Source organism: Koromonas soli (assembly GCF_059726265.1).
The window spans coordinates 415,655-428,052 of the sequence record NZ_AP040872.1 but is presented as its reverse complement, the minus strand read 5'-3'; the positions used below and the strand labels follow the sequence as shown (position 1 = coordinate 428,052).

The following is a 12,398-nucleotide window of genomic DNA, read 5'->3' as shown; positions in this document are numbered from 1 at the left end:
CCCATCGGGAGGGCTACGCGAATCTAGCTCACTGCCCTTGGCACGATCTCATCCCCGCGTATATGAAACTGCGCCGAGCAGCAATCAGACCCGCAGATGACCGGCACAATTCCCGCCATCTGCTTTCGTGTAATCAACCCCAGGGTGGCACACGATGGGCAAGCAAGCACCGCCCAGTACGGATCGTTGTCATCTCCAGCCTCACCCGCATTGTCGAGAATGAACACGGTTCCGGGACTCATCTGTTCGGGGATCCACTGAGGGAGATAGTTAATCTCGACGATCATGTGTCACCTCCACAGTCGCTTAGGACTGCTTGCTTGTTATCGCCGTGCCGATCCACGGGCAGCAGTCCTGGACAACTGACCTTCTGCCCGCACCTGTTGTGAACTCTTCTTCGGAATCGCTGCCTCTTCCCGCAATTTCTCTTCCGGCGCCAACACCCTCTCCAGCACCGGACCGATACAAATTGCGAGCAGCGGTTGCTGCGCATTTCTCAGCAGATCGACCATCCCGCGCTCCGAATCCCGCAGATAAATGCTTTCTCCATCCGTCAGCAGATGCAGCCCCGGCCCGCGCGAAACCAGCTCTGCCAGCGAATGCCCAAACTCGCGGCGCAGCAGCGCCAGCATCTTGCGAATGCGTTGCAGGCTGAATCCTCGCCTGCGCAAATCGCAAAGCACGGCAAGCTCGGCTAAATCTTTGGAGGAGTAAATTCGGCGATGTCCCTCGCGCGCGGGCACCACGATTCCCTGCTCATCCCACCACTGCAACTGCCGTGGCGTGAGGCCGGTTCGTTCGGCGACTTGGCTGGATGTGAAACTCTGGTTCATGTCCGCCGCTGCCCGTGTTTATCTTGCAAGGAACAATGATGCGCAATATGTTTGAAACATAATTGCGCGAAAATGTTGTCCTCATATTAGCCCCGGTTTTCCGGAAGTCAAGCGGACAATCTGTGTGAAACTCTCTTTCCATCGCGCATGAACAAAGGTCACCCGAGCAATTGACATCCCCCACGGCTCGGAATACCCTCCTGCACCTATGTTGAAGACGACCGTCTGCATCCTTGCCCTGTTCGCTGCGACCTTCACCACCGCCAGTGTTGCTTCCGAAGCCCAACCCGCCGCGCCTTCGCCCTTAGCGGTCATGCAGTGGCTCGTCGGTGATTGGCACGCCACGGCCAAGGCTCCGGATGGAGCCGCAACCGAAATAGACAACCACATCTATTGGAATGAGACCCGCACCGCGATCTTCTTCCTCGCGAAATTCAATGGAAAGCCGCACTATTCCGGCATGTACGCCTACGATCCCGCGCAGAAGCAGATCGGCTTCTGGTATGTGGACAGCGAGGGCCAGTTCACCCACGGAACTGCTACATCTGAAGGCGAGCGCCTTCTGCAGAAGTTCGAAATCTCGAAGATCGACGGCACCGTCTCTTCGCTCACCTCTGTGCTACAGCGCCGCCCCGGAGACACCGGCTATCACTGGCAAGTGTTCCGTCCCGGCGATGACACCCAAAAGCCCCTCATCGAACTCGAGTACTCAAAGAAGTAGCCGCGCGTTCACCTGCGCTTGTGCCCCACTCAACGCTGCTCTCGCTGAGTGGGGCTGCGCAAAGCTTCTCACTTCTGTTTCTTTTCCAGCTCCAGCAAAGTCTCCAGCAGGTAGTACTGCCCGTAGATGAGCGAGCCATCTTCTGGCCTCGTGCCGCACCCGTGCCGCAGAACACCCGCCGGACTCTTATCATCGCTCCCAATCGGAGTCAGATAATGATCGATCAGCGATTGAGTGATTCTTCTGCTCGAGGCGAGATATTGCTCTGCTTTCGGATTGTCCTTTGTAACTTCGGAAAGCCGCAGCAGGCCTCCCGCCATGATTGCGGCCGCCGAACTGTCCCGGTTGCGATAATGCACGCCTTCATCGAACAGGTCATACCACGGCACGCCATCTTCCGGCAGTTGCTCCAACGCGAAATCCGCAACCCTCTCCGCAATCGTCAGGAAACGCGGATCGCCTGTCTCCTTGTACGCCACCGAATACCCGTACAGCGCCCAAGCCGTACCCCGAGCCCAGGGCGTGTCCGCCGCGAATCCCTGATGCGTATGCGTGAACAGCATTTCACCCGGCTCGGCATGATTCTGCAGATGAAGCTCTCGTGGCATCCCACCGTGCAGAGCCAAATCCTGACGATTATCCCCGGGGTTGTAGTGTACGGACTGAACCACGATCCCATCAGGACGCACTTGGAATTCAGCCGACTTCAGCGCATGCTCAATTCCAATTTCGCTAAACTTCTTGTCGCCTGTCTCGCGAGTCGCCCACCACATCAACTGCAGATTCATCATTGTGTCGATGATCGTGTCATCCCCGCCCACGTTCCATGCCGCAATCAGATGGGTGCGCGGATTGTATAACTGCTCCAATCGTGCTGCCGCCCGCAGAGCGCTCTCCTTGCGCTTCGCATCGTGCGTCAACTCATACCCCGGAACCTGCGAGTAGTAGTACAGAAATCCCGCGTCATGGTTCTGCACAGCTTCCTGACCAATCAGCGCATCGCTCCAGAGTTCGGCCCAGCGTCGATATTTCGGATCATTCGTCCTCTCATACATCTTCCAGAGTTCAGCCGTCCAGAATCCTCCTGTCCAGAAGAATCCCTTCTGGTCTTTCCAAACGCCTGTCTGGTTGTTGCCGTCGTTGAAGAATCCGATTCCCCTCGTGCTCGTCATCTCTCCCGAAGATTTCAACCGCGGCTCCCACGCATCCGCCGTGCGATCAATCTCCCGCCGAAGCAGCTCGATTGCCTCGCCATAGCTCTTCGATGCCACCTTACCGAGCGTATCCACCGGAGCCGACTGCACCTGTGCGGTTGCGGAAAGAATCTCGATCTTCGCCGGAGCTTTCATCCGCGCGGCCATCTCGCGAGCCGCATTCACAAACTCGTCCCTGTTGCGCAGCGCATCGGGCGGCAACACTCGCGACGCCTGTTCCAACTTATCTCCAGGGCCCGGAAACACATCGCGATCGTTGCTCCACTCTTGGTCCCACGCCGCTGCCGCATACCACGAAGCCTCATTGTTCTTCAGGCCGAATACAAACAGTTCGTTCGATTCGTCTTCCGCAAACTTCGCCGTGAGTTCCAGAGAAGGTATCAGCATGATTCCCAGATTTGTGCCGCGAATCGCTGTCTTCGCTGCCGCCCCTGGCTCCAGCACCTGCTCACCATACGTCGCCATCCAGTCGCCTGATTCCGACCGAATAGCCAGCAATTCTGCCTTCCGCGGCAACGCCGCCACAAATTGAATATTGCCGCTATCCTCTGAGTAAATCGAATGACGGAAGCCGCGCTCCCCCGCCCACTGCGTAATGCGCGAACGCAGGTTCATCGTCTTTCCGCCTACGCTCCAGCCTTCGTACGTCACTTCTACAATCGCGCGAACCGGCCCACTGGATATCACTCGGTAGCTGCGCTTCCTCACGTCGGAAACCCGCACAGCTTTCCCATCAACAAACGCACCCACTGCACCTATTCCCAGCGAGTCGCCAACCATGAAGATGTCTCTCCCATTCGGCGACTCTGCGTGAATGTCATATTCCGGAGTTGCAAAGGTCTCAAGCGCCAACGAGCGGCTTCGTTTCCCAAAGAGATCAATGGCGTTCCGTGAATCGAAGTACAGTCTGTAGGCGTTGTATTCCGATTCCCACCCGAGCCCCTCGAGTTTCGTCGCAAACAAGGCGTTGGTGCGCTTCGGATACTGCTGCCGAAGCCGGTATATGCGGTCCGCATCGCCATACGTAATCGTCACAATCCGCATCTGGTGAGGAGCCAGATCAATCTGGAAAGCCAGCTCATCTGCCTTGTTGTCGCCGTCCAGATCATCCACTTGAGAAGGCAATTCCACTGCGTGAAGAACCGACGCATCTTCGCCGACCGTCGTAGCGTCGGTCGCCGTCACAACAAGTTGTCCTGCGCGAATCTGGGGCGCAACTTTTCTTAGCTCCGAGAAGGAGATCACGATTCCCTCTGCGACCCTGTTCTCAGCCGTTGGATTGCCAACCGCTACTTTGATTCCGACAAGGTGAGTCCTTGCCCAGCAACTGCCAGTCAACAGCATGATGAATGCAATAAAAATGCTTTTCCGCATGTTCGCTCCTGAGGCCTGCCCTCCGACTTCGGCTCCCTTAGCCTCTCCAAACAGACTTCGCCATCGGCCTAGCCCACCTTTACAGCAAGCGGTGGCCGCAGGCTTAAGAAAACTGTGTCGTTCGGCGCCTTTTATCAGTTCGGCTGAAATTATTCCTGAGACTCACTCGAATGTCACTGCCCGACTCGGAAGCCCATCTTTACGCGATCGCTGTTCCTGTCCTGCTCACGCATCACCCAGAGGAAGTGTGGAACAATGGTTGAATTCTTAGCTCTGGTTTGGTTTCGTCTTCGGTTCCTCATATGATTGCCGTTATTGAGAGAGAATATCCTACCGACCAATCAAAGGCGGCTCGTTTGCGGATTCTGATCATAGAGGATGAACGAAGACTGGCGGAGAATATCGCGCGCAGTGTGCGCGAGAGCGCCGGTTTCGCGGTCGACTGTGCATTTGATGGCCGCGACGGACTTTATATGGCAAAGTCAAATCCTTACGATCTGGTGATCGTTGACCTAATGTTGCCTCATTTGGACGGACTGAGTATTGTGCGCCGATTGCGGTCGCATGGATCCGTGGTACCGATGCTCGTGCTGACCGCGCGCGACGAAAAGGAATCTGTTGTCGCACTACTCAATGCCGGAGCTGACGATTACGTCACCAAACCTTTCGACCTGGGGGAGCTGATCGCTCGATCAAAGGCTCTGATCCGGCGCGGCAAAGGCAAGAGTGAAGCCGTTCTGCGCGTCCAAGACGTCGAGATCAATCTCTCTGACCGAACCGTCAGCCGTCGTGGGAATGTTGTGTTGCTCACCGCAATGGAGTATCGAGTCCTGGAGTACCTTGCCCATCGTCAGGGCGCGGTGGTGTCAAAGACAGAGCTTCTCGAGCATCTATATGACTTCAACTGGGAGAAGTTCAGCAACGTGATCGAGGTATACATCTCGGGGCTGCGGCGCAAGCTCGGGGACCAGGGCGGCGAGAAACTGATCCAAACCCTGCGCGGACAAGGATACGTACTGCGAGCATGAACACTCGAAACACATCGATACGCCGACGGGTACTGGTCGGAGTATTGGTAACTCAGGTCCTGCTCACGGTGGGATTGGTTTTGATCGCTGTGGCCGTTACCCAGCGACAGCTACGTAACTCGTTCGACGCCGCATTGCACGGTCGCGCGATGAGCATAGCCGCTCTGGTGCGCTACTCCGAAGAGCCGAAGCCCACACTTGAGTTCGATAAGGAAATGGTCCCTCCACCTTTGGAGCGCAAGCACCCCGACCTGTACCGGGTTGTCGATTCAAACGAGAAGCTTCTGGCAACCTCTCCAAACTGGCCCTATGGGCTCGACTCGGTGCCAGTCAGACGTGGGGATCATTGGGAAGTAAGACTGAATGGGGAGTTGTACAGCGGAATTCGCCTCGTCAATGTTCCCGTTCTTGATCGCGAAGGCGCGCAGAACTCTAAAGACGCGCTGACAGTTTTCTATGCGGCCTCGACAGTCGAATTGCAAGAGGCGATCTGGCGGGCGGGAGCTCTGTTCGTTGCGGCCAGCGTCTTGCTTTTGGGATGTGCAGCAGCCATTGCCGTATGGGCAATCAAGCGCGGACTGGCACCTCTCGCGCAACTCGCAGACAGCGCTGCACAGGTTTCACCGTCCAATTGGGCGCTAAGTGCACCACCAGAATCAGTGCACACCGAAGAACTCGCACCCCTCACCCAAGCCATGACCACGATGCTAGCGAACCTCGGGCAGGCGTTCACCTCCCAGCGAGATTTCCTTGCGGACGCGGCGCATGAATTGAAAACTCCGGTGGCAATCCTCAAATCGACGCTGCAATCGCTCGCGCTGCGTCCCCGGAGTCCGGAAGAGTATCGCCAAGGCGTTGAGGCGGCACTCGAAGACACCACGCGTTTAGAGAAGCTTGTGCATTCTATGCTGCGTTTGGCTCGTGCTGAGCAGTGGGCATCCGGGAGCTTGCGTCGCGACCTGGAAGAAATTGACCTGACCAGCACATGCGAGATTTCGATCGCACATTTGTGTCCTATTGCGGACGCACGCGGTGTTCACGTAGAGCTCCGCCGCCAGGCTGAGCCAAAAATGCAGGCTGACCCTGAAGACCTCGAACTGGTCTGGGCAAATCTGCTGGAAAACGCGATCCGACACAGTCCGCCTCAATCGACGGTGCGCATGACGATTCGCCGCGCTGCGGAGTGGGCCGAGGTTGCGGTTTGCGACCAGGGCCCCGGGATCCCCAAGGAGCAAATCGATCGCATCTTTGACCGGTTCCATCGGGCGGACTCATCCCGTGCGCGCACCACAGGTGGATACGGGCTTGGACTCGCGATTGCCAAAGCAATCGTTGAGGCCTACGGAGGAGGCATTGGTGTGGAAACCGAAGCCGGGAATGGAACGACCATGACGGTTCGCCTACGGCTAACTTCCTAACTTCAGCTTTCCTTAAGGTTCTATTTGCCATTATGTAAGTCATCAAAACTGTGAGGCCGAAGTGTGAAGCTGCGTCCTTTCTGCTCGATTCTTCTTGCTGCCGTTTCTGTATTCTCCTGGTCTCAAGCCTCAACTGGCGTCGCGGACCAAGGCGCCACACGTCCCACCATCAATTTGCAGGACGCGCTGCAGAGAGCGAAGAACAACAGCGTGCAGTTTCGTGCTGCTCTCACTGAAGCTGGAATGGCGCACGAGGATCGCGTCCAGGCTCGCGCTGCTCTGCTTCCGGGCGTGAACTACACGACCGGTGCCATCTATACAGAGCCGACGCGCGAATCCTCTCCGAGGTTCATTGCTGCAAATGGCGTGCGAGAGTACATTAGCCAAGGCAATATTCACGAGAGCGTCGGATTCACGACGATGGCCGAGTACCGTCGCACGCATGCCGCAGAAAAGCTCGCGAAGATCAAAGCGGAAATCGCCACGCGCGGGCTGGTTCTCACCGTCACACAAAACTACTACGGTGCGATTGCCTCGCAACGTAAGCGAGCAAACTCCGAGCAGGCAGCCGGCGAGGCGCAGCGCTTTCTCACGCTTTCCCGGCAACTGGAGAACGGCGGCGAGGTCGCGCACTCCGACGTGATCAAGGCGCAACTCCAGGCGAATGATCGCCAGCGAGATTTTCAGGAAGCGAAACTCGCCGAGGAGAAAGCGCACCTCGATCTCGCAGTCCTCGTATTTCCTGTCTATACGGAAGAGTTCGACTTGGTTGACGATCTGCGGTTCGCGTCGCCGCTTCCTCTGTTCACCGAAGCGCAGAGCCTTGCCTCGAAGAACAATGCGGAGTTGAAGGCGGCACTCGCAGCCGTTCAGGTCGCTTCGAATGAGTATCAGGCAGCCATTGGGGGACACCTGCCTACGCTCACCCTCGACTACTTCTACGGTATCGACGCGCCGACGTACGCCACTCGATCCAACGGCGTTAGAAATCTCGGTTACCAGCTTTCGGCAACGCTCCAAATCCCTGTGTTCAATTGGGGCTTGACGCAGAGCAAGGTGCGGCAAGCTAAGTTACAGCACATGCAGGCGCAGCTAGAGTTGAGCACCGCGCAACGTCAGGCATTGGCCGACCTGCGGTTGTTCTATGCGGAAGCTTCTGCGGCGAAAGAGCAGATCGAAACACTGCGTCAATCAGCCGACCTTGCAGCCGAGAGTTTGAGACTAACAACTCTCCGTTACAGGGCTGGGGAAGCCACCGCCCTTGAGGTTGTGGACGCGCAAAACACGCTGACGCAGGCTCGCAACAATTTTGACGATGGCGAGGTGCGCTATAGCGTTGCGCTCGCCAATTTGCAGACACTGACAGGTAGCTTCTAATGAGCAATCGTACGCGGATCTTTATTGCCGTTGCAGTCGTGGTCGTAGTCGGTGCAGCCATCGTTTACTACCATCTGCATGCTAAAGAGGCACAAGCGCCGGAGCCGGTGGTGGCTGTCCAGTTGGCGAAAGCCGAACAGAAGCAAATCGAACAGGTGATATCGACTGAAGCCATTCTGTACCCCAAGAACCAGGCGGCCATCACTCCAAAGGTCGCAGCACCAATCCGTAAGTTTTACGTTAATCGCGGATCGCACGTGCGTGCGGGGCAGCTGCTCGCAGTGATGGAAAACAGCGATCTCGCCGCTTCTGTCACAGAAAACAGGGGCGCGTACGAACAGGCACAGGCCACTTATACCACCACGACAGGCGCAAGCCTGCCCGAAGACATGAAGAAAGCCGAACTTGATTTGAAGACGGCGCAAGAAACCCTCGATGCGCAACAAAAGCTGTACAACAGCCGACAAGAACTCTTCAAACAGGGTGCGTTGCCTCGCAAAGATCTCGATCAGTCAGCGGTGGCGCTGGTGCAGGCCAAAGCACAGTATCAACTCGCGAACCAACATCTTGAAGCGGCGCAGGCGATTGGCAAGCCCCAGACGTTGAAATCAGCAACCGGCCAGCTCACTTCCGCGAAGGGGAAGTTTGAGGGAGCCAGCGCAATGCTCAGCTACTCGGATATCCGCAGCCCGATTGACGGCGTGGTGACGGATCGGCCCAACTATCCGGGAGAGACTCCGGCCCCGGGCACGCCGCTGCTCACAATCATGGACACTTCTTCCGTGGTTGCGAAAGCGCACATCCCGCAGGAAGCAGCAGCTGCGCTTCACATCGGCGACAAAGCAACGATCGACGCGCCTGAGGTGAAGGGTAATGGCAAAGTAACGCTCATCAGTCCGGCCCTCGACCCAAACAGCACGACCGTTGAAGTCTGGATTGAAGCTCCTAATCCCCAGTCGTCGTTGCGGCCGGGCACAACGGTTCGCGTGGAAATGGTCGCGCACGTCGAAAAGGACGCGATCACAGTGCCAGCCTCAGCGCTCCTGAAGAACCCTGAAGGCGGGACGAAGGTGATGGTCGTGGACTCCGACGGGCGCGCGCACGAACGCGAGGTTGAGATCGGCATTCACACCGCAAGCGATATGCAGATCACAAAGGGACTGCAGGCGGGAGAAACTGTGATCGCAACAGGCGCATACGGACTGCCCGACAAGACGCACGTGACACAGGCCGAAGCGGCGGGTGCGAACAAGCCTACAGCGGAAAAGGAGTGATACGCGCATGAGCTTCCGATCACTTCTGGACCGGATTAGAGTTCCGGGCGTACAAGATGAGAGCTACTGGTACACGCGACATGCCAAGTCAGTCATCTTCTCCATCATCATTTTGGCCTTTGTAGGGGCTTATCTCGCTTTCACCATCCCGGTATCGGTCTTCCCAACTACAGATTTTCCGCGCGTAGTTATTGGTGTCGATAACGGCGTGATGCCCATTGATCAGATGATGGTCACAATCGCGCGGCCAATCGAAGAGGCGGTGAACAGCGTACCGGGACTGCGAGATGTTCGCTCGATCACCAGTCGCGGCTCTGCCGAGGTCGACCTGTTTTTCGATTGGAATGTCGACATGGTGCAGACATTGCAACTCGTCGACGCTGCTCTTACGCGCGTGCGCTCAAAACTTCCGACAACAGCCGACGTCGAAACGCATCGCCTCACGTTCGCAAGCTTCCCGATTATCGGCTACAGCGTGACTTCAGACACGATGCCGCAGACGCAGCTTTGGGAACTTGCGACTTACGATCTTAAGCCGCGCCTGAATCGTCTGAACGGCGTGGCCACCGTCGTGGTGCAGGGCGGGCAGGAGCCGGAGTTTCACGTCACACCGGATCCCTCGAAACTGCTTGCCGCGAATATTACAGTCACTGACATTCTTGATGCGGTAAAGCGCACCAATCTGATCGATTCTCCCGGACTGCTCGAACAAAATCACCAACTCTACCTGGGTCTTGTGAACGGGCAGGTGCGGGACCCTGCGCAGATCGGACAGATCGTTATCAAGAACACGCAGGCCGGGATACCTGTTCGCATTCAAGACGTCGCTGCGGTCGCGCCGGGCGTGAAGCCGGTCTACACGGTCGTAACAGCAAACGGAAAACCCGCGGTACTGCTGAACGTCAGTCGCCAGCCTGACAGCAACACGGTCGACGTCGCGAAAGCTGTCCATGCCGAGGTTGAACGCATCCGTGCCTCTCTCCCGCCGGGAATCAAGTTGCAGCCGTTCTACGACCAGTCGGAGCTGGTGACGTCGTCGATCAAGAGCGTGCGCGACGCGATCCTCATCGGCCTCATCCTCGCATGCATCATCATGGTGTTATTTCTTCGTGACTGGGGAACCTCTCTGGTTGCGGCAATCGTTATCCCGGTTACTGTGCTCGTCACCTTTATAGCGCTCAAACTGCTCGGCGCTAGCTTCAACCTCATGACACTGGGCGGCTTGGCTGCGGCTGTAGGTTTGATCATCGATGACGCGATCGTGGTCGTCGAGAATATCGCGCTGCATCGCGATTCCGGGCAGGGCCGCCTTGAAGCGATTCGCAGTGCTCTCTCAGAAATTACTCCGCCGTTGATAGGCTCAACAATCACGCCGATTGTCGTATTTCTGCCGCTGATTGCCGTGACCGGAGTTACTGGAGTCTTTTTCCGCGCACTCGCAATCACCGTAGCGGTCTCACTGCTCACGTCTCTTGTTCTTGCACTGACCTGGACTCCAACGCTGAGCCAGTACCTCATCCGCAGAGGAAGTGCAGAATCAACGGAAGCTGGCGAGCAGGATGCTGCGCATCTGCTCGCTGCCGAGGAGGCAACACTCGGCGCACGTTTTCGCAAGCTTCTCAGCTTCTACGAACGCTGCCTTCGATTCGCGCTCGAACGTCCGAAGTGGATCGCGGTCTTCAGTTGCATTCTCGTTGTTGCGTCAGTCGTTTGTTACAAAGCGCTCGGCAGTGACCTGATGCCGGAGATCGATGAGGGAGGGTTTGTTCTCGATTACCTCACTCCGGCGGGAACGTCGCTCCAGGAAACGAATCGCATCGTTGGGCATTTGGAACAAATGATCCGCGAGATACCTGACGTGGAAGGTGCTTCACGCCGCACAGGTCTTCAACTTGGACTGGCGGCTGTAACGGAAGCCAACCGGGGTGATTTCGCCGTGAAGCTGAAAGGGCAGCGCGATCACTCGACAGAGGAAATCGTCTCGAAGTTGCGCGCACGCATCGCTCGCGAGGAGCCCCGAGTCGACGTTGAGTTCGTACAGATACTTCAGGACATGATCGGCGATTTGTCGAACGCTCCTGAGCCGGTGCAGATTAAACTTTTCTCGAGCGACCAGCAAGTGCTGCGGGAGTGGGCTCCGCGTGTCTCCGACGCCATTGGAAAGATCAAGGGAGTTGTTGACCTCAAGAACGGAATTGAAGATACGATCAGCGGCCCAGCCACAATCTTTCAAGTGAATCCGACCGTTGCTGCGCGGGCGGGATTTACCCCTGAAGAAGTCGCTACCGATTCCGCAGCGATTCTGGAAGGTGAGCCCGCTGCAACTCCGGTGATCGCCAACGACCGCGCGTACACCATCCGCGTGCGTTTCCCAGATGCGAATCGCTCGTCGCTTGACGCAATGAGCAATACGCTTCTGGTGAGCAGCGCCGGACACACGGCCACACTCGGTTCACTCGCTGCTGTTACAGAGTTGCCGGGACAGACCGAGATTCGGCGCGAAAACTTGCAACGCGATGTAGTGGTGACTGCAAGATTGGAAGGACGTGATCTTGGTAGCGCGATTGCCGCGGTGCAGAAGAGTGTCAATGACCTCCACTTGCCTCCATCTATCCGCGTCGTGTACGGCGGCACCTACGAAGAGCAACAGAAATCATTCCATGATCTTCTATTCGTACTGGTGTTGGCTATTGTCCTGGTCTTTGTCGTTCTTCTCTTCGAGTTTCGCACGTTCGCTGCGCCGCTGGCGATTCTCGCCTCTGCCTTGCTCTCCACGTCAGGGGTACTACTGGCACTGTTGATCACCGGCACCACCTTCAACATTTCGTCGTTCATGGGATTGATCATGGTCATCGGCATCGTCGCTAAGAACGGTATCCTGCTGCTCGACGCGGATCAGAAGTTCCGTGCTCTTGGATACACGCCGCACGATGCCATGATGCAGGCCGGACGGCGTCGTCTGCGGCCCATTGCCATGACGGCCCTTGCTGCGATTGCAGGCATGCTGCCATTGGCACTGGCGCTCGGCTCAGGTTCGCAAATGTTGCAACCACTTGCCATCGCCGTCATCGGCGGAATCAGCGTTTCTATGGTGCTCTCACTCATCATCACCCCAGCCGTCCACTACTATCTCAGCCGTGCTGAAGGAAGGTAAGCTCG

9 protein-coding genes are annotated in these 12,398 nt (G+C 57.0%); 6 read left to right on the top strand and 3 right to left on the bottom strand.

Annotated elements, in window-relative coordinates; genetic code table 11:
- Positions 1-23 precede the first annotated feature (23 nt).
- Together AC6IY8_RS01855 and AC6IY8_RS01850 are read right to left on the bottom strand one after the other, a co-directional pair.
- The gene (locus tag AC6IY8_RS01855; protein WP_497776973.1) at positions 24-287 is read right to left on the bottom strand and encodes a hypothetical protein; all 264 of its coding nucleotides are present in this window, start codon (positions 285-287) and stop codon (positions 24-26) included.
- Positions 288-323: 36 nt separating this feature from the next.
- Positions 324-833, bottom strand: a complete 510-nt coding sequence (locus tag AC6IY8_RS01850) for a MerR family transcriptional regulator (protein ID WP_497776971.1) — start codon at positions 831-833, stop codon at positions 324-326.
- A gap of 208 nt (positions 834-1,041) precedes the next feature.
- On the opposite strand from AC6IY8_RS01850, the gene AC6IY8_RS01845 reads away from it, so the two are divergent.
- Positions 1,042-1,554 (top strand): hypothetical protein, encoded by a 513-nt coding sequence (locus tag AC6IY8_RS01845; RefSeq protein WP_497776969.1) that lies wholly within the window; start codon positions 1,042-1,044, stop codon positions 1,552-1,554.
- Between the two features lie 68 nt (positions 1,555-1,622).
- Here the strand turns inward: AC6IY8_RS01845 and AC6IY8_RS01840 are convergent, their stop codons facing one another.
- Positions 1,623-4,142 carry a DUF4861 family protein gene (locus AC6IY8_RS01840; protein ID WP_497776967.1) on the bottom strand — a complete coding sequence of 840 codons (2,520 nt, stop codon included), beginning with the start codon at positions 4,140-4,142 and terminating at the stop codon, positions 1,623-1,625.
- A 356-nt stretch (positions 4,143-4,498) separates the two neighbouring features.
- Between AC6IY8_RS01840 and AC6IY8_RS01835 the strand changes: the two genes are divergently transcribed.
- The 5 genes from AC6IY8_RS01835 to AC6IY8_RS01815 all read left to right on the top strand — a co-directional run bounded on the left by AC6IY8_RS01835 (position 4,499) and on the right by AC6IY8_RS01815 (position 12,393).
- Complete coding sequence (locus AC6IY8_RS01835) at positions 4,499-5,170, top strand: response regulator transcription factor (protein ID WP_497776965.1); 672 nt, start codon at positions 4,499-4,501, stop codon at positions 5,168-5,170.
- Positions 5,167-6,588, top strand: a complete 1,422-nt coding sequence (locus AC6IY8_RS01830) for a sensor histidine kinase (RefSeq protein ID WP_497776964.1) — start codon at positions 5,167-5,169, stop codon at positions 6,586-6,588. The genes AC6IY8_RS01835 and AC6IY8_RS01830 overlap by 4 nt, the downstream gene beginning before the upstream one ends.
- Before the next feature lie 63 nt (positions 6,589-6,651).
- Entirely contained in the window at positions 6,652-7,965 is a 1,314-nt protein-coding gene (locus tag AC6IY8_RS01825) for a TolC family protein (RefSeq protein ID WP_497776963.1), read from the top strand.
- A complete protein-coding gene (locus AC6IY8_RS01820; RefSeq protein ID WP_497776962.1) occupies positions 7,965-9,239 on the top strand; it encodes an efflux RND transporter periplasmic adaptor subunit in 1,275 nt (424 codons plus the stop codon). Before AC6IY8_RS01825 ends, AC6IY8_RS01820 begins: the two co-directional genes overlap by 1 nt.
- Positions 9,240-9,246: 7 nt before the next feature.
- Positions 9,247-12,393 carry an efflux RND transporter permease subunit gene (locus tag AC6IY8_RS01815; RefSeq protein ID WP_497776961.1) on the top strand — a complete coding sequence of 1,049 codons (3,147 nt, stop codon included), beginning with the start codon at positions 9,247-9,249 and terminating at the stop codon, positions 12,391-12,393.
- The last annotated feature ends 5 nt before the right edge of the window (positions 12,394-12,398 follow it).

Bases quoted from the DNA above. Each gene is read 5' to 3' on its own strand.
- AC6IY8_RS01840 (WP_497776967.1), bottom strand. From the start codon at position 4,142: ATGCGGAAAAGCATTTTTATTGCATTCATCATGCTGTTGACTGGCAGT.
- AC6IY8_RS01820 (WP_497776962.1), top strand. From the start codon at position 7,965: ATGAGCAATCGTACGCGGATCTTTATTGCCGTTGCAGTCGTGGTCGTA.
- AC6IY8_RS01830 (WP_497776964.1), top strand. From the start codon at position 5,167: ATGAACACTCGAAACACATCGATACGCCGACGGGTACTGGTCGGAGTA.
- AC6IY8_RS01855 (WP_497776973.1), bottom strand. From the start codon at position 287: ATGATCGTCGAGATTAACTATCTCCCTCAGTGGATCCCCGAACAGATG.
- AC6IY8_RS01850 (WP_497776971.1), bottom strand. From the start codon at position 833: ATGAACCAGAGTTTCACATCCAGCCAAGTCGCCGAACGAACCGGCCTC.
- AC6IY8_RS01815 (WP_497776961.1), top strand. From the start codon at position 9,247: ATGAGCTTCCGATCACTTCTGGACCGGATTAGAGTTCCGGGCGTACAA.
- AC6IY8_RS01845 (WP_497776969.1), top strand. From the start codon at position 1,042: ATGTTGAAGACGACCGTCTGCATCCTTGCCCTGTTCGCTGCGACCTTC.